The following is a 22,249-nucleotide window of genomic DNA, read 5'->3' on the forward strand; positions in this document are numbered from 1 at the left end:
ACGGAACCAACGTGCAGAAAACCGAGATAGTCGCCATTGATGGCGGCGGTACAAAAACCCTGCTCCTGCGCGTGCGTCAGGATGGGACCATAGCGGCGTGGCGCAAGGCAGGTGGGTCGAACCCGTTCGACGTGCCCGAATGGCGCGCAGTCCTGACGGGTCTCATGATGGGGCAGCAGCAAAATCTTGCCGCAGCCGCTTTCGGTATGGCTGGATTTGGCGAAAGTGGCCGGTTGAGCCGTGAACTGACCGAGACGCTCGCAACCCTTTGCCCGGCGCCTCACAGTATCCACAACGATGTCGACATGGCCTGTCGCGGCGCTTTTCTGAACGGGCCAGGCATTTTGCTGCTGTCTGGCACCGGGTCGATGGCCTGGGGCATGGGTGAGGATGGGCAGACCGCCCGTGTCGGTGGCTGGGGCAGTCTTTTCGGCGATGAAGGGAGTGCCTACTGGATTGGTCGTCTGGCGCTGGCGCGTCTCTCGCAATGTCTGGATGGTCGTGCGACAGATGAATCCGGCTTTGTCTCACGCTTTGCCGCTCTGCAGGGATGGCCGGAGGATGCAGCGCTGTGTGGCAGCGCCCTTCAGGAATGGTATGCCAATCTCGTTGAGGTACGCCCCTCGGTAGCGGCTCTCGCCGTCGAGATCGGGAGATTTGCCGAACAGGGCTGCGAGATCGCGCGTGAGATTTTTGCCGAGGCAGCAGAGTCGCTTGCCTGCCATGTACACGGTTTGCGTCACCGGCTGAGTGGTGAAACCCTTCGCTGGAGTTATGCGGGGGGCACCATGCGGAGCGCGATCCTGCGTGAGGCGTTGACGCAGGAATGTGGCGCGCCTCTGGCTCCCGGTCTGCCGCCTATCGGGGGCGCTGTTCTGGTTGCCGCCTCGCTTGCGGGCTGGCAAGCCGATGAGCGTTTTATCGCGCAGCTTGCCGTTTCGCTCGAGGCCGAGGGGCTTTCCTGAAAGGTGCTGACGGTTTTTGGGTGCCCGCCGCCTTATGGAGGCGGGCATGAAAGGGCAGAGTTTGTTGGCACTCTTTGCCGGTAAAATTCACCGGCAAAGAATAGGCCGCAGACATCATTCAGAACGCGGTTCGGTGCCAGAAATCGTGGTGCCCTTGAGCAGGATCGCGCTGGTCAGGCCTTCCTCTGCGGCGGAATGGGCAACACGCAGCTGATAGCTGCCCGGTGTGACATGCCAGCGATTATCGCTCTGGGAGAAGCGGGCAATGGTCTGGAGATCGACCGGAATTGTCACGTCCCGGCTTTGATGGGCAGGCACGGAGATGCGCTGCCAGCCAACGAGACGGCGCCCGATGCCCTGACCTTCGGCATAAAGCTGCACAACGTCGCTGCCATCGCGGTCTCCGTCATTGCGTATCGTCACCGCTGCGGAAGGCGTGCGTTCTGCCTTGACGATGAGGTGGTCGTAAGTGAAGCGGGTGTAGGATAGCCCGTGGCCGAACGGAAACAGCACTTTCCTGTCGGTGCGGGCGAACCAGCGATAACCGACATCCGCGCCTTCATTATAGGCGATCCTGAAACTGGCCGGGCGCCCCTCCGTGAGAGGCGGTGCAACCGGGAGAGCCGGACGCGGCAGGTCATTTTCCGAAAACGGGAAACTGAGCGGCAGATGGCCCGACGGATTGACGTCACCAAACAGGATCTGCGCGATGGCCTCGCCCCCGGCACTGCCGGGATACCAGGCCTGAATAACGGCGCGCACCTGATCCAGCCACGGCATCAGCACCGGCCCTTCGGTTTCAAGCACGACGGTCACATTCGGATTGGCACGCGCAATGGCTGCGATCAGCTTGTTCTGGGCGGCGGTAAGCGACAGCGTGGCGCGGTCACGCCCTTCTGTTGACCATTGGGCGATGAAAAGCACCACGGCATCGGCGCTCTTCGCCGCCTGCTCGGCCTTCGTCAGGTCGGTTTCCTCAGTAAAGGAGATGGCAGCCTGCGGTGCCAGGCGGCGCATATAGGTGAGGGGCGCAGAGGGGTCCCAGACCTGCTGCGACATGATTTGCTCGCCTTTTTGCGGGATCGCATTGCCGCCAAAGGGCAGAACCGTGGGAGAGCCGCCTCCTGAGATCACCCCCTTGTCAGCGTGGCCACCAATCACGGCAATCGATCTGATCGATTTTGACAGAGGAAGGGCAGATTTCTCGTTCCTGAGCAGAACGATCCCTTGCTGGGCGGCCTCAAGGGCCGTCTTGTAGCCCTCAGCCCGATCGACTGGCTTTTTCTCAAGGGGTTGTTCGGCACCAGTGGCGAAGAGACCGTAGAGGATGGGACGCGCCATGGCGCGCAGGGATTGGTCAGATACGACCGAAGCGAGCTGCCCGGGGGCGTAGAACGCCTGAGCGAACAAGGTGCCATTCTTTATGGCGGCGGCGATGCGGCTGGTAGTCTCTGCCGAGAGGGGCGTGTCCTGCAGCATTCCCGTGCCGCCAAGCCCGATTGCCGTGTCGATCTCAGCGCCGGATTCCTGGTTGAGACCGGCTTCTGCCGACTTCTTCGTGCTGTGAACGGCGCCCCAATCGGACATGACATAGCCGGGATAATGCCACTGACGACGCAGGATGTCGGTCAGGAGCGGTTTGCTCTCGCAGCTATAGTCACCCCAGACCATGTTATAGGCGCACATGACGGCGCCGGGCTTGCCGATGCGCAAGGCGATGTTGAAGGCAAGCAGATCGGATTCCATCGCCGCCTCACGCGGGATCGACACGTCATATTGCGTGCGGCCTGTCTCGTAATCGTTCAGGGCGAAGTGCTTGATGGTGGCAAGGATATGGTTTGACTGAGCGCCTCTGGCATAAAACCCGGCAAGACGTCCAACCAGAAGCGGATCTTCACCCAGATATTCGAAATTGCGCCCGCCACGCGGGTCGCGTGTGAGATTGGTTCCTCCCGAGAGCAGGATATTGAAACCGCGATCACGCGCATCACGCCCGACCGAACGGCCAAGGGCCTCGAGCAGGGCGGGGTTCCATGAGGCGGCGCTGGCGAGGGCCGCCGGATAGGCCGTGCTCTCATAGCGTGAATCCTGAATGCGGGCCCCTACGCCAATCGTGCCGTCTGTCTCGGTAATGGCGGCAATGCCGTGCTCGGGCATGGCGGGTGACCACGCGGCTGCATGTTGCGCATCACCGGCAGCGGCAGGGTTTTGCATCATTTCGGGAATATGGGTGACGATCAGCGCTTCGAGCTGTGCGCGGTCTAGTTTGGCGAGTGTGGCATCAACACGCTCATCGAGCGCAGATCTGGCTTCGGCAGAACTCAGAAGCGGAAGCGCACAGAGCGCTGTTGCGAGCAGGCCAGTTTTCAGACGGGAGGACATGATCTTTTTCTCCTCAGGCACGGAGAGATAAAATCTCTCTCATCCTGTCAAACCAGATCCCCTCGCGTGACGTGGAAAAGGTGAAGAAGAGAACTGGTGGTCAACCAGATATTTCTATCGACCCGCTGTAAGGTAAGGTTGCCGTGATCACGGTTAGTTTTGTCTCTTCTGTCTCGAAGAACGGGATGGCGCGTAAGTTCTGGATGGTTGTTTCGGCTTTGCCAGCAGGTCTGGCAGATACTTGTTGCGAATGGAAAATGATTTGACCGTGATGAGGCAGGGGTTAGTCTTGCGGGCAGCAGGATGAAGAGGGGAGGACACTCATGCGCGTGGCGCTCGGGCAATTTGCGGTATTGCCTTCATGGGAAGACAATCTGGCGCTCTGTCTTGCGCAGATTGCCGAGGCGAAAGCCGGTGGGGCGCGGCTCGTCGTGCTGCCGGAAGGAATACTGGCGCGCGATCCGTCAGACCCTGACCACGTGCTGCGCACCGCGCAGCCATTGGATGGCCCTTTTGTTTCGGGGCTCCTCCCTGCGAGCGAAGGCATCATGCTCGTCTTTTGCGTCAACGTGCCCGATGGGTCAGGGCGGTTTCATAATACGCTGGTCGTGATGCAAGATGGCCTCTGCGTTGCGCTTTATCAGAAGCTGCATCTCTATGACGCCTTTGCCATGCAGGAATCGCGGCTGATCGCACCGGGTCATGAGTTGCCTCCTGTCCTGACGCTAGATGGCATGAAGATCGGGTTCATGACCTGTTACGATGTGCGCTTCCCCGAAATGGCGCGCTATCTGGCGCTGGCGGGGGCTGACATTATCGTGGTTCCGGCAGCCTGGTTGCGCGGGCCATCCAAGGAGCGCCATTGGCAGCTCATGCTTGCGGCGCGGGCGCTTGAAAATACGTGTTTCGTGCTGGGGGCAGGGGAATGTGGCCCGCAGAATATCGGCAACAGCATGATCATCGACCCACTGGGAGTGGTCATCGCGGCGCGCGGCGCCACGCCGGGTCTGGTGTTCGAGACGCTTGACCCTGCCAGCTTGCATAAGGCGCGTCAGGCTTTGCCAGTTCTGCAAAACCGGCGTTTCGCTGCCCCTGTGCTGAGCCCATCCCCTGGCGAGATATGATAGCGGGGCGTTCAGCCGCTCTTCGTGACCTGCTCCCAGTCCAGACCGAAACGGGCAAGATATTTTCGCAACCTGTCTGAGTCGTTCTGGCTGGTCTTCCCCTGTCGCGATACGGCGAATAACTGCCGTCCTGCGGCAGAAAGAGAAGCGGATGCGCGGCACGCCCTGACTACCGCAGCGAGTTGTGCCCGGTCAAACGGATCGACGGCATCAGGTGCGTCGCAGCAGCTATCAAGCAATGCCTGATCGGGATCGAGAGCCAAGGCGCGCCACTGTTCTCGTAGTAGAGCGATTTCGGCATCCACCATCGGCAGCGTGATGCGTCCGCGTTCGGCCAAGGTGCAGAGCCGGGTTATCGAGGCCCCTAGATCGCGATAATTGCCGGGCCAGAGGGTGCCTGCATCGCGGGCAAACCGCAGATAGCGGGCATGGGCTTCCTTGTTCAATCCGATCTTGAGGGAGAGGCGCTTTTCGGCTTTTTCGAGCTCATGGGCAATTTCGGCTTCCATATCGTCCGGACGGGCACGCAGTGCTGGTAGTGGGAAGACCCACAGCATGAGGCGCGCCAGAAGATCGGGGCGGATCAGCTTGTTATGTGCCAGTTCGGCGAGGGAGTGCCTCGTCGCCACGACGAGGTGAAAGCGGCTGGTGAGCGGGGTATCGGCGCCGAGCGGATGGAAAGTACCGCTTTCGATGACGTCAAGAAGCAGGCCCTGCTCGGCATGAGGCAGGCAGTCGATATTATCCAGAAAGAGCATGCCGCCATTTGCCTCGCTGATGAAGCCAGCGCGCTCGGTTCCTGCGAGGCCTGTCACATTGCGCCTCTGTCCGAACAGGGTCGCCATGGCCTGAGGGCCTTGCAGGCCAGCGCAGTTGACGGTGACAAGTCGTCCCCGGAGACGTCGGCGCTGTAATTTCAGCTCGTGGAGACGCACTGCGAGTGTGGTCTTGCCGGTGCCCGTCTCGCCGACGAGCATGATCGGATCGTTTGACAGCGAGGCAACCTGCTCCAGCCTCTCGATGAGCTTGAGGAAAGGGCGGTTTTTAGTATCAATATGACCGCGCAGTCGACTGGAATAAGCCCTTGCCGTCGCCTCGAAGCGATGCTGGAGGGCATCGTAGCGCGAGAGGTCGAGATCAATGATATCGATCCCGCCACGGGCGGTATCGGTCTTGTAAGGCGGGACGCTCTGCAGAAGTGCCGCCGGGATATGGCGGCTTTCCGTGAGTAGAAACCAGCAGATCTGTGCCACATGTGTGCCAGTTGTCAGATGGACATGATAGCGCTCACGATTTTCGTCGAAGCCGTATTTCTCGGCGAAGTCATAGAGCTTTCCATAGACCTCCTGAAAATCCCACGGGTTATCCAGAGGAAATTCGATGAGACGCATTTCGGTATCCGGTGACTCTGCCTCGATATCCTGTGCGAGGCTCATGGCGAGTTTCCTGTATTGCGGGTCGTAGAGCAGTTCAAAGCGAGCAAGTGGAAAATCAGGCTGCGAACAGAGCTGAAGACTCGGGCGCCAGCTTCGGCGTGTCTGATCGAGAGACGTGCCCAGAAAACCAATCACCACATTGTCCAAAACGATCCTCCTGGATAAAGAGCGATACTAACATATCAGTAATATTGATCGCAAATAGGTGGATCCAGAAGAATTATCTTTTAAAACAGATGACTAAGAGAAATTTGAATATTTCTTTCCGGTTCGGTGTCGCCCCCTTAAAACAAGGGGGTGAACAGGAAAGGAAACAGGGTCATGGCAAACAGATCGTTGTTTGCATCTTCGAACGGGCGGCCTGTGGCGCAGAGCACTGGTGTCAACCACTCAGGCGCTCCCGCTTACGATCTGGCTGCGCCGCATAAGCTGGCACAGCTTGCCATGACCGGGGCTTTTGGGGGCGGGTATTACAGGGATGCGGCATCGCAGATGCGCGAACTGATTGCCTTGGCCCAGAAGGTCAGCCCTGGTTTTCTGGCCCGGGCTGCGGTCCATGTGCGCGAACGGGGTCATATGAAGGACACGCCATGTGTGCTTCTTGCTGTGCTGTCGCTGCGTGATCCAGCTCTTTTTACAAAGGCGTTCCTCCGGATTGTGACCAGTGGCAAGATGCTGCGCAACTTTGTTCAGATCATGCGCTCAGGTCAGGTTGGTCGCAAATCCCTGGGGTCTCGGCCCAAAGCGCTTGTGCAGGACTGGCTGAACCGGGCAACGGACGCGCAGCTTCTGTCGGGTTCGGTCGGGCAGTCTCCTTCTCTGGCCAACGTGATTCGCATGGTGCATCCGCATCCGCGGGACCCGGGTCGTGAGGCGTTCTATGCCTGGCTGATCGGTCGGCCTGTTGACACCGCATTGCTGCCAGAGAATGTGCAGGCTCTGCTTGCTTTTCGTAGCGGCCAGAGTGACGTCTTGCCAGACGTACCGTTTCAGCTTCTGGGTGGTCTGGATCTGACCGGCGCCCATTGGGAGATGGTGGCGCGTAGGGCAACCTGGCAGACGCTGCGGCAGGGGCTGAATATGTTCACCCGCAATGGTGCTTTCGGCAATGCCGAGGCAGTTGCCTGTGCGGCCGCCACGTTGCGCGATCCCGAGCGGATAGGGGCGGCAAAGGCCATGCCGTATCAGTTGATGGCCACGCTGCGTGCGCTGTCACCGGATGTCGATCCGGCTCTGGCTGATGCGCTGCACGATGCCATGGAACTGTCGGTGTCGAATGTACCGCGCATCGCAGGGCGTGTTGTGATCTGTCCTGATGTTTCGGGCTCGATGTCCTCGCCCGTCACCGGTTATCGGCCGGGGGCCACGACGACAATACGCTGTATCGATGTGGCGGCACTGGTGGCGGCTGCCATCAAGCGGATCAATCGTGATGCGCTTGTCCTGCCATTCGAGCGGGGTGTCTGCGATGTGGCGCTCGAGCCACGCGATACGATCATGACCAACGCCACACGCCTTGCAGCCATTGGTGGTGGCGGAACGAATTGTGCCGCACCGCTGGCCTGGTTGAACGAGAGGAAGGAGCGCGCCGATCTGGTTATTTTCATCTCGGACAACGAATCCTGGATGAGCGTCGATCGCAATGCTTGTGGCACGGCTCTGATGCGCGAATGGGAAAATATGAAGCAGCGTTGCCCGCGCGCCCGTCTGGTCTGCATCGACATACAGCCTTACGGCACGAGCCAGGCAAGTGAGCGAGAGGATATTCTGAATATCGGAGGGTTTTCAGACTCCGTATTCGACCAGATGGCGGCTTTTGCTTCGGGTGAAGCTGGTGCTGCCTATTGGGTGAAGGAGATTGAACGAGAGGTTCTTTGAATAACCCTGGCTTATGCCAGAGAGGGTCAGGTCGAGTGGATTGCACTTTGTCGCGAAGGTTATTCTATTTCGTTACGATCTGGTCGTCAGGGTTTGAAGTCATGCCGGGAGAATGCCTGGCGGAATACAGCTGTTAACTGAGTTTCCGTCAAAATACCTTGTCTCCCGGTGCCGATCTGCGGTCATGCGTATCAGATGCAGTGAATGGCTGTGACAGAAGGGGTGTACCCGACTGTTTGTCATCTTTCTGATGTGTCATGGCCGCGGTGAGGCGCTCTTGCTAGGATTGACGCGTCGCCTGAGGGTGACGTTGCGTGGGTTGTCTGGAGGAATGCGTGCCGGAATACAGTTTCAATGGCTTCCGGCGTTATTCTTGTCCTCCCGTTAAAGCGCCAGTGTCGAGAAAATGCTCGTGGAATTACAGGTAGAGCCCCGTCTGACGGGAGGCGCAGGATCAATCCCTGCTCTGCTTCATGCAGGTAGCTTAGATAACTTCCGCCCCACTTGTTTTTCGGCATTGGCGCTTTGCGCGCTAACGTCCCCCTCCTCAGGAGCGACCTGTTTTTCACGAAGCAGTGACCTCGCGCGAGGGTGAGTAACCTTGTTCCGGTATTCGTGGTTCTCTCACAGCCGATGTTAACTGTAACGTCAGTTTGTTTCGAGGCGGTGCTTGCAGGGCCTTTCCTGGCGCTCATGCGGTACAATCCCCCTGAAGCGGTATCGCCATCAGCAAGAGGATTATGGTCATGTCCGGCTTGAAGGCTGCGCCCCCTTTCCGCGAACGCTATGGCAATTTCATTGGAGGGCAGTGGCGCGAGCCTGTTGCCGGCCAGTATGTCGATAATCACTCTCCTGTTGATGGCCGTGTGCTTTGTCAGGTGCCGCAATCGACCCCGGCGGATATCGACCAGGCGCTGGATGCCGCCGAGCAAGCGCGCGCGGCCTGGGGCAGGACTTCAGTCGCTGATCGCGCCCTGCTTCTGCTCAAGGCCGCTGATCGGATGGAGGCCAATCTCGATCTGATTGCCCGCGCTGAAACCTGGGATAACGGCAAGCCGATACGTGAGACGCTCAACGCCGATATTCCGCTCGCCATCGATCATTTCCGTTATTTCGCCGGCTGTATCCGCGCTCAGGAAGGCAGTCTGGGTGAAATCAACGACACGACTGTTGCCTATCATTTTCATGAGCCGCTCGGTGTTGTCGCACAGATTATTCCGTGGAATTTCCCCATCCTGATGGCCGCGTGGAAGCTCGCCCCGGCGCTGGCTGCGGGTAATTGCGTGGTCATGAAGCCCGCCCAGACCACGCCGGCCAGTATTCTGGTGGTGATGGATATTATTGGCGATCTCTTCCCGCCCGGTGTGCTGAATATCGTCAATGGCACCGGTCGTGAGGTGGGCGATTATCTCGCCAGGAGCCAGCGCATTGCCAAGGTGGCGTTTACGGGTTCGACGGGTGTGGGCAAGACCATCGCCCATGCGGCGGCAGAGAGCCTTATTCCGGCGACGCTCGAACTCGGGGGCAAATCACCGAATATCTTCTTTGCCGATATCATGGATCGAGATGACTCCTATCTCGACAAGGCGATAGAAGGTTTTGCCATGTTTGCGCTCAATCAGGGGCAGATCTGCTCCTGCCCGAGCCGCGCTCTGGTGCATGAATCCATTTTTGACCGCTTCATGGAAAAAGTGCTGCCCCGCGTCCGGGCCATCAAACAGGGTGACCCGCTTGATCCCTCAACCATGATGGGTGCGCAGAATTCGCAGATGCAGCAGGACAAGATCCTGTCCTACATCCAGATCGGCAAGGAAGAAGGTGCCGAGGTGCTGACGGGTGGCAATGCGGCGAAACTGGGTAATGGCCTCGAGAAAGGCTTTTATATCGAGCCGACGGTTTTCAAGGGCCATAACAGCATGAGGATTTTCCAGGAGGAAATCTTCGGCCCCGTTCTGGCTGTGACCACGTTCAAGACAGAAGAAGAAGCGCTCGCCATTGCCAATGATACCGAGTTCGGGCTCGGGGCAGGCGTGTGGAGCCGGGATGCGAACATCTGTTATCGTATGGGGCGCGGCCTGCAGGCCGGTCGTGTCTGGATCAACTGCTATCACGCCTATCCCGCCCATGCAGCCTTCGGCGGCTACAAGAAATCGGGCATTGGGCGCGAGACGCACAAGATGCTGCTTGATCATTGCCAGCAGACAAAAAACCTGCTGGTCAGCTACAACGAAACGAAACTCGGTTTCTTCTGAAACGGGAGGGAAGGGGCTTCCGACCCTTTCCGGGGTGCGGGGTAGTACCCCGCCAGGGCGCGGGGCTTATAAACCCCGCGCCCGATCGTCTTACTTCGACGTATCGGTGTAAAATGCCGAAACGTCACGCGTGAGCGCGGCGCGGCTGGCAGGGCGGGTATAGAGCATATGGCCGCCTTCATAGAGGTGCAGCGCGATACGGTCGGCGCCGACCGGAATATGGTCCTTGGTCCAGCGCGTAGTGCCGAACGGGCAGGCCATGTCGAAATAGCCATTGGCGATGAAGATATGCAGGCTGGGGTCAAGCGCCAGCATCTTGCGCAGAATACCGACCTGATCGGTCAGTTGTGAGCCGGAGCTTGTGAATTTCCAGGCGCCGTTCACCTCCATGCTCAGCAGATCATAGGTGAGATCGGTCTTGTAGCCGAGCTCATTGGCCAGATAGCCGCTATAAGCATTGCCATAGGCGCGCCCGAAGCCGGAGAGCGTCATTTCCGGGCTCTGGCCGTTCTCGATGCCATCGGCATAGGGGTCGGGGATCGACTGCGTGAAGTCGTAAATGCCGTACAGGCGGCCATCGCGGCTGCGCACGTCATGTGCAAACGGGTTGGGCTCGCCCATTTCCTTGGTAATGACATTCACTGGCAGGCCGGTGCGGGTGGCGAGATCGGTATAGAATTTCTTCGCGTCATCGCCCTTGGGCGGGGCATTGGCGATGGTGGTCAGATAGGGCCCGAGCGCATAGTGATAGGCCTCATCCACCGCTTGCGGCGTCAGCTTGCCAGTTTGCGACAGATGCGAGGCGATGAAGGTGGGCAGCGCCATGGCCGAGGCCATCGGGTTGTTCGTATTGTCCAGAAACTGCATCTGGATGGCGGGTGAGATCATCACGATGCCATTGACGATAAGGTTCTGCTGCTGCTGCAACGCATCGGCCACCTGTGCCGAGCGAATGCCGCCATAGCTCTCGCCCACCAGATAATGCGGCGAGCCCTGACGTCCGTTTTCACCGACCCAGAGCGCAATGGCCTTGGCGAAAGCCTCGCCATCCTTGGTCACGCTATAGAACTGCTCGGCAGCTTTTTTCGGGTCGGTCGGCTGCGAATACCCCGTGCCTACGGCATCGATGAACACCATGTCGGTGGCGGGCAGCCAGCTATCCGGGTTGTCGGCCAGATGGGCGCGCGCGCCATCTTCCGGATGATCCGCCGGGAATTGCAGCACGCGCGGGCCTGCCGCACCGAGATTCAGATAGGCCGTGCCCGCACCGGGGCCACCATTGAAGAAAAACGAGACCGGACGCGTCTGGGCATTCGCCCCGTCCTTCGTATAGGCTACATAAAAGACCTTGGCGGAGGGCTTGCCCTCCTTATCACGCAGCGTGACCGTGCCCGCATGGGCAGTATAGGCAATGCTCTGGCCGCCTGCGGTCAGATGATGTTTGGTGATGGAGTCCGCAGGCAGCAGCGCCGCCAATCCCTCCTTCGGCGCCTCGCTCTTGGCGGGCTCAGCCGCATGGGCGGCGGGGAGAAGGGGCAGGGCGAAGCAGGCCGAAGCCAGCAACGCCGCAACAAGAGTCTTGCGCGACATGCAAAGTCCTTTCGAGTTTGGAACAGTATAACAATCTCGGAAGGGGGTGCAATGTGGGAAGGAGAGAGGTCAGGGCGCTGCCCTGAAACCCGCCAAAGGGCCGTCGCCCTTTGGAAGCTAGGCCCTAGACGTAGCCTGTGTTTGCTCGAGGCCTAAGTGGAACATTAATTCGGCGGTATCATAGGAAGGCACTTGCAAAAATCACATTTTTCTTTTTGCTGGAGAACGGCCTTCGGTTTCGGATGAGCAGGTTGATTAGGTCTCGGAGCGCCTGTCGGGTAAGTTTGGGAATAGGATGAAGAGTCATTGGATATATATATGGTTGGAAAAGGATAAAGTAACTTATTGCCAATATTGTTACTTGATTCGATTGGATTTTCATCTCGTTTATTTGGTGTAACCTTCTGGGAGGGGGTTGTATTATTTTGTTGTTTTTTCTGTGGCGGATCTTCGGATGGTTTAGAGCTTAGCTTTGTTGGGTTGATTGTGAATAAAAAAAGCAAAATCATGGCAGCGGCAAAACATATTGCAACGATGTCTTTCCAGAATCCTTCTTTTACCGATAAGAGCTTTCTTTCGCTTATATGTCTAAGCAATACAAATATTATAAAAATAAGTAATAGTCCGGCAGCAGTTGTGTATATTAAAACATTATCGAAAGTATTTTCGTTATTTTTTAAGTAGATAGAGTAAAAAAATCCATAAAAAGCCGTTATACCAGCCGCGGCTTGGAGGAGGGTCTTGTAAGCGTCTAGGCGGCGTTTGGCATCTTCATCGTCGCGATTATCTTCAGCTTCTAAAAGCTCAGTTAATTTCGCTATAATATCCAATTTTTTTTCAATAATGGAAGGAATTGGGGTGTCTAGCAGAGCCGCCGCGGAGCGCCATTGCTCGATCGAAACTAAAACTTCATTTGTTAGCGACGCTATGGTGGCTTCGATATCGCTTCGAATCATTTCATACTCTTAATATTGCAGAGAAAATATTTTTCTCATCTTGTATGAAAGAAAGCAATGCAAACAATCTACAATAGTGACGCAGCCTGTAGATTTTCTTTTGAGAAGTTAACGGTAATGTCCGTTCTCCTCATATTCCTTGCGGATCGAGCTGCCCCGTCGTTTGCCAAGCAGAGGCAGAGCCCGCTCTCCCTTACTTCTCCCTCAAATTCGGTGCCAGCATGGTGCGCGGGTCGACTAGGCGGTCGAAATCGGCCTCGCTGACGGCATTCAGGGCCGGGGCGGCCTCTTTCAGCGTGCAGTCATGGTCCATCGCGTGATGCGCGACTTTTAAGGCCGGTTCGTAGCCGATGGTAGAGGCGGGGGCCGTCACCAGCATGTCGGACTCTGCCACATAGCGCTCGATGCGAGCGAGGTTCGGCTCGGTGCCTTCAATCAGGAAGGTGCGGAAGTTCTCGCTGCCGTCATGCAGCGAGATGCAGATTGGCCCAGTTCAGGTGCTTCTCGGAAACGAATGACCTGCAAGTAATTCTGTGGCAAAATGCCCAAAATAGAAAATGGATCCAGTTATGACAAATGGACCTCCCCGCGATTGGAAGCGTAATCTTTCTCACGGCAAAATGGCTCCCGCAGGTGGCTTAACTCCTCCGGGGTACAGCGGCGGGAACAAGCAGGATCTGAGACCTCCTGCTTCGCTGCCCCTACTTCCGACTTATCCTCATGGGACAATGGCAGCTACGGGAAACGCAGGGCGTAACGCGGCGTCTGCTTTTCGCCACCCTGTCAAGGTAGCTTCGGGTATCATTGTCGGCGGTAAATCCATCGCAACGGAGGATAATGTCGCAAGGCTCGCCACAGTCATCCAGTCTGAAGCCGGCGTTTACGGTGCAACAGCACAGGCAATGGTGGGTTGGACTATCGTTAATCGAATGAAGTCGCACCAGTATGATCGTGTTTCCTCGGTTATCTTCGATCACGGACATCGACAGTATGCATCTAATCAACCCGCAACTTCTCAGACCCTCCAGATAGCTCGAGAGATTTTATCAGGCCGTGCCCATGATATCAGTGGGGGCGCGACTTACTTCTATTCGCCGCAGGTCATGCCTAAAGAAAAGGATGCTGACTCCGTGAAGCATGGAAAGGATATCGGAGGTGGTCTGGAAAGCGTCACAGGTGTGGTCGATAAGAAAGGCGCTCCTGCGAGGAATTTTAAACCGTCATGGGCTAACTATTTCGACCATGTTGCGGTCCCGGGTTTAGATGAACGCAATTTCAAATTCTTTCGGGGGAAATAGTGCGCATTTTTCTACAGGTCCTCGCATCATTTCTCTTTGTGGTGGCGCCGCTTGAGTCGATCGCTGCTTCCGCGTGGAATCCGATCGAGGCTGTGCTGGAAATGCCTACGATTGATGGCGTCGCGGTGGCTGCCCGCGAGGCAGCGAAGCGGCGATGTGAGTCGGAGGATTGCCGGTCTCTCATCCTGCTTGATTATCTGACACGTGAAGTTGGTCTCTATGGGGCGGGTACTGCCAATGGGCTCAACAGCTTGTACACGGGAAATCTGCCGATTGTCGCTGGCAGGAGGCTGGATGCTCATTTGCTCAATCACCCGGACCTTTATGCCGGGTTATGCACGTTTGGCGTCAAATTATTCGCGCAGCTTCATATAGTGCAGACGCCTGTCACGCCGGGGCCGTTTGTCGAGATGTTTTTAGCGGCGGCGGATATGGATACGAGAAACGGGGGAACCTGCACCCGGTCTCTATCAGAGGCGCTACGCGATACGCCTTCAGGGCGATTGATCCGTGAAAACGCTTATCAGGGCTGTCAGGGTGGCTCCGAAAATCACAAGCGTCCGATAAACGTGTGCGAGGCAATCAGAGGGAAGTCGCCCTAATGACTGCAAAATGCATGGGGCTCGGTAGGCGTCGTTATCAGGGTAAACAGATCGTTCGTCGTCTGAGGAAACACTGTAGAAGTAGGTAATGTGCCTCGACGCATCCGTCAGCAGCAACAAAGCGACGGACAAAAACGGGATGAAAGGGGCTTCTGCCCCTTTCCGGGGGGCGGGGCAGAGCCCCGCTTTCCTTTACTTACCCTTCAAATTCGGTGCCAGCATGGTGCGCGGGTCGACCAGACGGTCGAAATCGGCTTCGCTGACCGCGTTCAGAGCCAGGGCGGCCTCTTTCAGCGTGCAGTCATGGTCCATGGCGTGATGCGCGACCTTTGAGGCCGTGTCGTAGCCGATGGTGGGGGCGAGGGCCGTCACCAGCATGACGGACTCCGCCACATAGCGCTCAATGCGGGCGAGGTTCGGCTTGGTGCCTTCAATCAGGAAAGTGCGGAAGTTCTCGCTGCCGTCATGCAGCAGGGTGATGCTCTGCATGATGTTCTGGATGATGAGCGGCTTATAGACGTTCATTTCCAGCAGGCCACCGGCGCCACCGAAACCTACCGCCACGTCATTGGCCATCACCTGCACGGCCAGCATGGCCAGCGCTTCGGCCTGCGTCGGGTTGACCTTGCCGGGCATGATGGACGAGCCGGGCTCGTTCTCAGGCAGGTGCAACTCGGCAAATCCGGCGCGGGGGCCGCATGAGAGCAGGCGGATATCGTTCGCGATCTTGTAAAGCGCGCCTGCTGTGGTGCGCAGCGCGCCAGAGAAATGCACGAGCGCATCATGCGCGCCCTGCAGGGCGAACTTGTTCTCACCGCTGATGAAGGCGGCATCGCTCAGGCGGGCAATTTCGGCGCAGGCGCGACCGGCAAAGGGGGCATCGGTGTTGATGCCGGTGCCTAGCGCGGTGCCACCAAGGGCGAGGGGGTAGAGACCCTTCTCGGCTTCCTGAATGCGGACGATGTTCTCGCGCAGCATTCCGGCATAGCCGTGGAATTCCTGACCCAGCGTGACCGGCACGGCATCCTGCATATGGGTGCGGCCAATCTTGACGATGTCCTTCCACTCTTCGGCCTTGGCCTCGATGGATTCCGCCAGACGGGTCAGGGCCGGATTCAGCCTGCGACGGCTGCCCAGCACGACGGCCACATGCATGGCAGTGGGGAAGTTGTCGTTGGAAGACTGCGACATGTTGACGTGGTCATTGGGATGAACCGGGCGCTTGCTGCCCAAGGCCTCGCCGGAAAGCTGGCAGGCGCGGTTTGAGATGACCTCATTGATATTCATGTTGAACTGCGTGCCAGAGCCGGTCATCCAGACATGAAGCGGGAACATGTCGGCGTGCTGACCGGCAAGGATTTCATCGCAGACCGTGGTGATCAGCTTGTATTGCGTTTCGCCCAGACGGCCGCTCTGATGGTTGGCGCTCGCACAGGCGCGCTTGACGATGGCATAGGCCTCGATCATCTCGCGCGGCATCAGCTCGCGGCTGATGCTGAAATAGTGAAGCGAGCGCTGCGTTTGCGCGCCCCAGAGCTTGTCGGCCTGAATTTCGATTTCGCCGAGGCCGTCGCTCTCGATCCGTGTGTCGGTCATGTCAGATCTTCTCATAAGCACAATAATCGGGCGTCCAGACGAGAGACTGGATGCGCTCATGCAGTTCCTCGTCGCTGAAAGCAGGACATACGCCATCTTCGCGCGCCTGTCTGGCGGAAGCTTCTGCCACGGCCAGTGCGACTTTTCGCATTTGCGTGACCGGGGGCAGCAGATTGCCGTCCGGATTGCTGCGCAACGGCGAGAGCGAGGCAAGGCCACGTGCGGCAGCCATGAACATGGAATCGGTTACGCGTGTGGCGCCGGTTGCCAGCAGGCAGAGCCCGAGACCGGGAAAGATATAGGCATTGTTCGTCTGGTCGACACGATGGGTGCGTCCATGCAGATCGAGCGGCGGGAAAGGGCTGCCGGTGCTGACCAGCGCACGCTCGTCAGACCAGTCCATGATATCTTCCGGTGTGGCCTCCGAATGCGAGGTCGGGTTCGAAAGCGGGAAGATAATCGGGCGTTTGCAGTTCCTGGCCATCTCGCGCACGACGGACTCGGTAAAAAGGCCCTTTACCCCCGACACGCCAATCAGAATGCTGGCCTTTGTCTCGCGTATGACCGTCTCCAGGTCGATGTCACGATCACCCCAGTCCTTGCGGGCAAAGAGTTCCTGACCGGCATTGCTGCCCTTGCGCCCCTCAACCAGCAGCCCCTTGCGGTCGAGCAGGTAGAAGCGTGCGAGTGCCTCTTCTTCCGTGGCACCTTCATCACGCATGACCTGGAGCAGCAGATTGGCAATGCCGACACCCGCCGAACCGGCGCCGAGCATGACGATGGTTTCGTCTTTCAGCTTGCCGTCATGGGCGGCATTGGCGCTCAGAATAGCAGCGGTGGTGACGGCAGCCGTACCCTGAATGTCGTCATTGAACGTGCAGAGCCGGTCGCGATAGCGCTCGAGAATGGGGGCTGCGTTGACGCCGCTGAAATCTTCCCAATGCAGGGCGATATGGGGCCAGCGTGTCTGCACGGCGGTCACAAAACGCTCGATGAAGGCGTCGTATTCTTCACCGCGTATGCGCTCATGGCGCCAGCCGATATAGGCGGGGTTCTGCAGCAGGTCCTCGTTATTGGTGCCGGTGTCGAGCAGGATCGGCAGGGTCTGGTCGGGCGAGATGCCTGCGCAGGTGGTATAAAGCGAGAGCTTGCCAATGGGGATGCCCATGCCCCCCGCACCCTGGTCGCCAAGGCCGAGAATGCGCTCGCCATCGGTCACGACAATCACGCGCACATCGTCATAATCCGGGTTCGCGAGAATATCTTCCATCGACTCGCGCTCGGGATAGCTCAGGAACAGCCCGCGCGGACGTTGCCAGATTTCGGAAAAACGCTGACAGGCCTCGCCAACGGTGGGCGTATAGACCAGCGGCAGCATGGTATCGATCTTGCGGGTCAGCAGGGCGTAGAACAGCGTTTCGTTCGTATCCTGCAATTCGCGCAGATGCACATGGCGGGCGAAGGGCGAGGGCAGGGCATCGAGAAATTTGAGGGCCGCCTCTACCTGCTCATCCAGCGACTGCACGGCGCGGGGCAGGAGGCCATGGAGTTCGAAGGCGTCACGTTCTTCCGCGCTGAAGGCCAAGCCCTTGTTCAGAAAGGGATGATTGAGCAGATCCTGCCCCGAAAGGGCTACGGTGAGCGTTTTGGTCATTGGCCTGTCTCCAGACATGAGGCTGCGTTTCCACGGGAAAGCGCGGGCCGGGAAGTGAACCACAAGCCCCCCGAAGACGCGAGATCCCCTGAACCTAACGTGATCAGCCGCAAGCGCCGCGGGCCGTATCTGCTGCCGGGGCGTCGTGCTGGCGTGGCAGCCGACAATGCGCACCGGAGCGCAGGTTCAGCATGGCGGATGTCGCCATGGATCGATATAAAAAGACACAAAACGCGCCTGGGTTGCGTCAGGCCTCGCTGACATGGCCGAGAGACAGGTCAGCCCGGCAGGGCTGACCAGAGTGGCGCGTTCATGCCGGGGGGCTGTGTCGCGCTATAGACGCCACGCGCGACGGCACGGGCCAGCACATCGGCGGCGATACTGCCAAGATGCGTGACGAGCAGTTCCCGCCCTGCATCCGGCACAGATTTGTGCCCTGTCGCAAGAGCGAAAATGGTATCGCCATCGAAGGGGGAGTGGACCGGATGGATGGCGCGCGCCAGCCCGTCCTGCGCCATCATGGCAATGCGTTTCAGCTCTTCCTGTGTCAGGGCGGCATCGGTTGCGATACAGGCTAGCGTCGTGTTCGCTCGCGGTGCGGGGGCGAGTTTGGTGCCGCTCCAGTCTTCAGGCGCAATACGGGAGGTGGATACACCGAGTCCGCCGAATTCACGCCCCTGCTCGAACGGGGCTGCCCAGAAATGCTTCTCATGTGGCAGGGTGACGGAACCCAGACTGTTGGTCGCAACGATAGCCGCGACAGTATAGCCGTCATGGCTCACCCAGGAGGCGCTCCCGATACCGCCCTTGAGCTGCCCGGCCATGGCGCCATAGCCGGCGCCAACTGTTCCGAGCGCCATGCTGCGCCGCGCCTGGCTGACGGCTTCGATGCCGAGTGCGCGATAGGGCGGGGTTTCACCCCATGACTTGTCGCCTCCATTATCGAGGTCATAGAGAATGGCCGCCGGGACAATCGGGGAAACCGGTATGTCCTTCACCCGGCGCATTGCGAATCCTCGCCCTCTGGCGCCAAGCCACGCTGCCACGCCATCGGCTGCGGCAAGCCCGTAGACCGAGCCGCCGGAGAGGGTGAGCGCATCGATTCGATGGACCAGATTCCAGCCATTCAGGGCGTCGGTCTCACGCGTGCCGGGGCCGCCGCCGCGCACATCGACCGCGCAAGGGGCGGGGCTGTCAGGCAGAATGACCGTCACCCCGGTGCGCGCGCCGGGGCTTTGCGCCTGTCCGACGCTCAGCCCTGTTACGTCGGTCAGGCTGTTTGTGGCGCCGACATGGCCTTCGGCCTGGGGCGGTGTGTCTGCCCGCGCGACCCCGGAGAGAGGAATGCCAGCCGCCAGGCCGGAGAGCAGAAAATGACGACGCTTCATGAGTGATCAGACTGAAATGAGGGGAGCGGGAAAATTGGCTGCGACGAGTGCCTGCTCCCTATCATGCCTTGTAAAAGCCCTGAGGAGAAAGAGCTTCAGGTGAGGAGTGAAGCAGTCTTTGCCTCGGGTGAGGTGACCTGTCTGACCGGAGCAATCAGGGAAGGGGCGCTCGTAATAACGGCTACAGGCATGCGGGTGTCGGTTTCATGAGGGGGGGGGGGATGCGCGAACTTGGCGCTCGCAGGCTCTCCATCATGTGTCCCGGCGAACGGGTCAAACGGCACGTAAAGTAAAGGCGCCTCGCGACGGGAGGATCCGTTGGCGGGCGCCTTTTGGGGGGCTTCGCAATGCCTCGGGGGAGAGGCTGCCCTTGCGGGCTTAGATGTAGTGTTCGCTCAGCGGCGCAAAGCCATTGAAGCCGGTCGAACAATAGGTGGTGACATAAGCACCGGTGGTCAGCAATTCGATGCGGTCGCCGGAATTCAGCGCATGGGGCAGCTGAACGCGGTTCTTTTCATACATGATGTCCACGCCATCGCAGCTCGGTCCGGCGACAACGGTTTCACCCGTGGGCAGGCCATCATGCGGCGTGCGGAAACGATAGCGGATCGCTTCGCCTTCCGTCTCCGCCAGACCGCCGAAGCGACCGATATCGAGATAGACCCAGCGCGGGTCGCTTTCCTTGCCGCCGCGACGGCTGACAAGCACGACTTCCGTCGAGACCACACCGGCTTCAGCAACCATGAAGCGGCCCGGCTCGATCAGCATCTGCGGCAGGGCATTGCCGAAATGCTCGGTCATGGCGCGGCCGATAGCGAGGCCGAACTGCTCGATCTCGGGGATATCGTCGCGATAGCGCACCGGGAAACCGCCGCCGAGATTGACCATCTTCAGGTCGATGCCAGCTGCCGACAGGTCGGTGAAAAGCATGGCGACCTTGGCAATGGCGGCTTCATAAGCCGCCGTGCTGGTCTGCTGGCTGCCGACATGGAAGGAGAGACCATAAGGCTCAAGCCCGAGATCGACGGCCTGAAGCAGAAGATCCTTCGCATGAGCGATGGTCGTGCCGAACTTGCGCGAAAGCGGCCAGTCGGCACCCTCGTTCTCGACTGCGAGACGGCAGAAGACGCGCGCGCCCGGAGCATGTTCGGCAAGCTTGGCCAGCTCTTCTTCGCTGTCGAAAACGAAGAGATCGACGCCCAGGCCAAAGGCTTCGCGAATGGCAGAGACCTTCTTGACGGTATTGCCGAAAGAGATCTGGCTGGCCTGCGCACCGGCAGCCATGCACTGGTGAATTTCGCCAATGGAGGCGGCGTCAAAAGACGAGCCGAGGCGCACCAGACGCTCCAGAATAGGCGCAGCCGGGTTGGCTTTTACGGCATAATAGATCTGTGCCAGCGGAAGGGCATCGCGCAGGGCATGATAGCGCTCTTCGACGTGGTCGACATCAACGACCAGGCAAGGGGTAGCCGGCTGCTGCTCGGCAAGATAGCGGACAATTTTCGGAGTCATGAGTCACTCCTCCCGAAATCCGCCCGAATCTCCACGGGCGGAATTGTTGCGAAACGGTCGAACGGACCGGCGATCAGGACGAGGCTGGTTGCTCGAAAAAGAGCAGGATCAGCCCGATTGCCAGAACGCTTGACGTCGTTGCGTAACCTACAGAGGGCCAGTGGCACGTGCGTTGCTGCGTGGGGCGCATATGGGACCAAACCCCCCCTCATGCAACTAAAAAATGGACCCCGATTTCTTTTTCTGCACTGGATGCATGGTCACGTCCCCTCAACGCGAAACGTGGTGCAACGTTTCCGCCGCCAGAGCGTCATGCTGGTATCAATTGCCTCGTGTAACTATAGAGGGGCTGCGACAGATCGTGCGTCTCGGGGTGCAGCGTCAATGCATGGCGGGGGCAGGGATCAGGCCAATAAGAGGAAGGAACACTGCGTGGACGAAACCTCCACCCCACGAAGCCAGATGTCACAGGAAGCGGCAGAATCGGGCGGCGCGGTCGAAGCGCAGAAAGTCTCCGACGATCACGCGGCGCATGGCAGCACAGCTGCAGCCACGTCAGAGGGGGATGCTGTCGAGGCGCTTGGTCGTGAGGCGCCGGGCACAGGGGCCAGGAGTCCCATCCACATGCCTTTCGGCGGGTGGAAGCTGGTTTTGCGCCAGACGCTGAGCAATCTCGGGTCGAGTCAGACGAGTCTCTCTGCCGCAGGCTGCGCCTTCTACGCTACGCTCTCACTTTTCCCGGCCATCACGTCGCTTATCTCTGTCTATGGGCTGATTTTTGACCTTCAGACGGTCGAGCCTCAGCTCAATGTGCTGCGCAGCCTGCTGCCCCCGACGGCTTTCGAGCTGATCGCTTCGCAGATTCATACGCTTATCGGACAGCCTCATGCCTCGCTGACGGTGGGGCTGATCTTCTCCATCTCGATCGCGCTCTGGTCTGCGTCGGCCAGCACCAAATCGGTGCTATCGGCCCTCAATCTTGCTTATGATGTTCTTGAGACGCGCGGTTTTTTCCGTTTCCAGTTTCTGGCACTGGGCGTCACGTTCGGAGCGGTAATTGGTGCGTGCCTCACTCTGGCACTCATGGTCGCCTTCCCGGCACTGGTTGATTACCTGCCCGATCTGCTGAATCGCTTCGGCCTGCGTAATCTGCCACCCGAGATCCTGTATCTCACCGATTATCTCATGAGCTACAGCACGCGCTATATCGTGCATTTCGGCGCCCCCGCCCTGATGCTGCTCTTCGTCTTCGTGGCGGTTACGCTGCTCTTCCGCTACGGCCCCTGCCGCGACAAGCCCGACTGGCGCTGGATCGTTCCCGGTTCACTTGTCTCGACCCTGCTATGGGTTCTGACCTCGCTGGCTTTCTCCTACTACGTCAGCCACTTCGCGAGCTATGGCTCGACCTATGGGCCCCTTGGTGCGGTGGCAGCTATCATGATGTGGTTCTTCGTCGGAACCTATGTCGTGCTTTTCGGCGCCGAACTGAATGCTGGCCTTGAAGACCGTATAAAAGGCTTTAATCCCAAAGTGCCCGGTCTGACGCGCGTCCAGGCAGCTCCCGAACCCGCCGAGGCCGCAACCTCCGAGGTCTGAGGCGCAGAGCAGAGGCTGCA

General features: G+C 58.9%; 16 protein-coding genes. 7 read left to right on the plus strand and 9 right to left on the minus strand.

Features of this window, described 5'->3' with window-relative positions; genetic code table 11:
- Positions 1-11 precede the first annotated feature (11 nt).
- The gene (locus AAID99_RS00970) at positions 12-965 is read left to right on the plus strand and encodes an N-acetylglucosamine kinase (protein ID WP_188424749.1); all 954 of its coding nucleotides are present in this window, start codon (positions 12-14) and stop codon (positions 963-965) included.
- 114 nt (positions 966-1,079) lie between these two features.
- On the opposite strand, the gene AAID99_RS00975 is transcribed toward AAID99_RS00970, so the two are convergent.
- Positions 1,080-3,347 carry a glycoside hydrolase family 3 C-terminal domain-containing protein gene (locus AAID99_RS00975; protein WP_498492812.1) on the minus strand — a complete coding sequence of 756 codons (2,268 nt, stop codon included), beginning with the start codon at positions 3,345-3,347 and terminating at the stop codon, positions 1,080-1,082.
- A 323-nt stretch (positions 3,348-3,670) separates the two neighbouring features.
- Between AAID99_RS00975 and AAID99_RS00980 the strand changes: the two genes are divergently transcribed.
- Positions 3,671-4,471 (plus strand): deaminated glutathione amidase, encoded by an 801-nt coding sequence (locus tag AAID99_RS00980; RefSeq protein WP_498492814.1) that lies wholly within the window; start codon positions 3,671-3,673, stop codon positions 4,469-4,471.
- An 11-nt stretch (positions 4,472-4,482) separates the two neighbouring features.
- Here the strand turns inward: AAID99_RS00980 and AAID99_RS00985 are convergent, their stop codons facing one another.
- On the minus strand, positions 4,483-6,045 hold the full coding sequence (locus tag AAID99_RS00985) for an RNA repair transcriptional activator RtcR family protein (RefSeq protein ID WP_498494228.1): 1,563 nt from the start codon (positions 6,043-6,045) through the stop codon (positions 4,483-4,485).
- A gap of 183 nt (positions 6,046-6,228) precedes the next feature.
- Here AAID99_RS00985 and AAID99_RS00990 point away from each other — a divergent pair, with 183 nt between their 5' ends.
- Positions 6,229-7,785 carry a vWA domain-containing protein gene (locus AAID99_RS00990; protein ID WP_498492816.1) on the plus strand — a complete coding sequence of 519 codons (1,557 nt, stop codon included), beginning with the start codon at positions 6,229-6,231 and terminating at the stop codon, positions 7,783-7,785.
- 746 nt (positions 7,786-8,531) lie between these two features.
- Positions 8,532-10,037: an acetaldehyde dehydrogenase ExaC gene (gene exaC / locus AAID99_RS00995; protein ID WP_498492818.1), complete on the plus strand. Its 1,506-nt coding sequence runs from the start codon at positions 8,532-8,534 to the stop codon at positions 10,035-10,037.
- Between the two features lie 90 nt (positions 10,038-10,127).
- Here the strand turns inward: exaC and AAID99_RS01000 are convergent, their stop codons facing one another.
- The 3 genes from AAID99_RS01000 to AAID99_RS01010 all read right to left on the minus strand — a co-directional run bounded on the left by AAID99_RS01000 (position 10,128) and on the right by AAID99_RS01010 (position 12,962).
- On the minus strand, positions 10,128-11,627 hold the full coding sequence (locus AAID99_RS01000) for a S10 family peptidase (RefSeq protein ID WP_498492820.1): 1,500 nt from the start codon (positions 11,625-11,627) through the stop codon (positions 10,128-10,130).
- 164 nt (positions 11,628-11,791) lie between these two features.
- Positions 11,792-12,583 (minus strand): hypothetical protein, encoded by a 792-nt coding sequence (locus AAID99_RS01005; protein WP_498492822.1) that lies wholly within the window; start codon positions 12,581-12,583, stop codon positions 11,792-11,794.
- A gap of 193 nt (positions 12,584-12,776) precedes the next feature.
- Positions 12,777-12,962: a hypothetical protein gene (locus tag AAID99_RS01010; protein WP_498492824.1), complete on the minus strand. Its 186-nt coding sequence runs from the start codon at positions 12,960-12,962 to the stop codon at positions 12,777-12,779.
- A 349-nt stretch (positions 12,963-13,311) separates the two neighbouring features.
- On the opposite strand from AAID99_RS01010, the gene AAID99_RS01015 reads away from it, so the two are divergent.
- Complete coding sequence (locus AAID99_RS01015) at positions 13,312-13,881, plus strand: cell wall hydrolase (protein WP_498492826.1); 570 nt, start codon at positions 13,312-13,314, stop codon at positions 13,879-13,881.
- Positions 13,881-14,483, plus strand: a complete 603-nt coding sequence (locus AAID99_RS01020; protein ID WP_498492828.1) for a hypothetical protein — start codon at positions 13,881-13,883, stop codon at positions 14,481-14,483. The genes AAID99_RS01015 and AAID99_RS01020 overlap by 1 nt, the downstream gene beginning before the upstream one ends.
- A gap of 192 nt (positions 14,484-14,675) precedes the next feature.
- On the opposite strand, the gene AAID99_RS01025 is transcribed toward AAID99_RS01020, so the two are convergent.
- From AAID99_RS01025 to AAID99_RS01040, 4 genes are all read right to left on the minus strand, one after another.
- The gene (locus tag AAID99_RS01025; protein WP_498492830.1) at positions 14,676-16,079 is read right to left on the minus strand and encodes a class II fumarate hydratase; all 1,404 of its coding nucleotides are present in this window, start codon (positions 16,077-16,079) and stop codon (positions 14,676-14,678) included.
- Between the two features lies 1 nt (position 16,080).
- Positions 16,081-17,733, minus strand: coding sequence for an NAD-dependent malic enzyme (locus tag AAID99_RS01030; protein WP_498492832.1), 1,653 nt, complete (start codon positions 17,731-17,733; stop codon positions 16,081-16,083).
- A gap of 278 nt (positions 17,734-18,011) precedes the next feature.
- Positions 18,012-19,121: a P1 family peptidase gene (locus AAID99_RS01035; protein WP_188424771.1), complete on the minus strand. Its 1,110-nt coding sequence runs from the start codon at positions 19,119-19,121 to the stop codon at positions 18,012-18,014.
- 378 nt (positions 19,122-19,499) lie between these two features.
- Positions 19,500-20,633: a type III PLP-dependent enzyme gene (locus AAID99_RS01040; RefSeq protein ID WP_188424772.1), complete on the minus strand. Its 1,134-nt coding sequence runs from the start codon at positions 20,631-20,633 to the stop codon at positions 19,500-19,502.
- A 624-nt stretch (positions 20,634-21,257) separates the two neighbouring features.
- Here AAID99_RS01040 and AAID99_RS01045 point away from each other — a divergent pair.
- The gene (locus AAID99_RS01045) at positions 21,258-22,229 is read left to right on the plus strand and encodes a YihY/virulence factor BrkB family protein (protein ID WP_229719526.1); all 972 of its coding nucleotides are present in this window, start codon (positions 21,258-21,260) and stop codon (positions 22,227-22,229) included.
- Positions 22,230-22,249: the final 20 nt, after the last annotated feature.

It is taken from the genome of Asaia sp. Ae19-3, from assembly GCF_059801175.1.

What these genes read in the sequence shown, in the direction of transcription:
- AAID99_RS01030 (WP_498492832.1), bottom strand. Translation starts at nt 17,733, where the DNA reads ATGACCAAAACGCTCACCGTAGCCCTTTCGGGGCAGGATCTGCTCAAT.
- AAID99_RS01010 (WP_498492824.1), bottom strand. Translation starts at nt 12,962, where the DNA reads ATGCTGGTGACGGCCCCCGCCTCTACCATCGGCTACGAACCGGCCTTA.
- AAID99_RS00980 (WP_498492814.1), top strand. Translation starts at nt 3,671, where the DNA reads ATGCGCGTGGCGCTCGGGCAATTTGCGGTATTGCCTTCATGGGAAGAC.
- AAID99_RS01045 (WP_229719526.1), top strand. Translation starts at nt 21,258, where the DNA reads ATGCCTTTCGGCGGGTGGAAGCTGGTTTTGCGCCAGACGCTGAGCAAT.
- AAID99_RS01015 (WP_498492826.1), top strand. Translation starts at nt 13,312, where the DNA reads ATGGCAGCTACGGGAAACGCAGGGCGTAACGCGGCGTCTGCTTTTCGC.
- exaC (WP_498492818.1), top strand. Translation starts at nt 8,532, where the DNA reads ATGTCCGGCTTGAAGGCTGCGCCCCCTTTCCGCGAACGCTATGGCAAT.
- AAID99_RS01025 (WP_498492830.1), bottom strand. Translation starts at nt 16,079, where the DNA reads ATGACCGACACACGGATCGAGAGCGACGGCCTCGGCGAAATCGAAATT.
- AAID99_RS01000 (WP_498492820.1), bottom strand. Translation starts at nt 11,627, where the DNA reads ATGTCGCGCAAGACTCTTGTTGCGGCGTTGCTGGCTTCGGCCTGCTTC.
- AAID99_RS00975 (WP_498492812.1), bottom strand. Translation starts at nt 3,347, where the DNA reads ATGTCCTCCCGTCTGAAAACTGGCCTGCTCGCAACAGCGCTCTGTGCG.
- AAID99_RS01040 (WP_188424772.1), bottom strand. Translation starts at nt 20,633, where the DNA reads ATGACTCCGAAAATTGTCCGCTATCTTGCCGAGCAGCAGCCGGCTACC.
- AAID99_RS01005 (WP_498492822.1), bottom strand. Translation starts at nt 12,583, where the DNA reads ATGATTCGAAGCGATATCGAAGCCACCATAGCGTCGCTAACAAATGAA.
- AAID99_RS00990 (WP_498492816.1), top strand. Translation starts at nt 6,229, where the DNA reads ATGGCAAACAGATCGTTGTTTGCATCTTCGAACGGGCGGCCTGTGGCG.
- AAID99_RS01035 (WP_188424771.1), bottom strand. Translation starts at nt 19,121, where the DNA reads ATGAAGCGTCGTCATTTTCTGCTCTCCGGCCTGGCGGCTGGCATTCCT.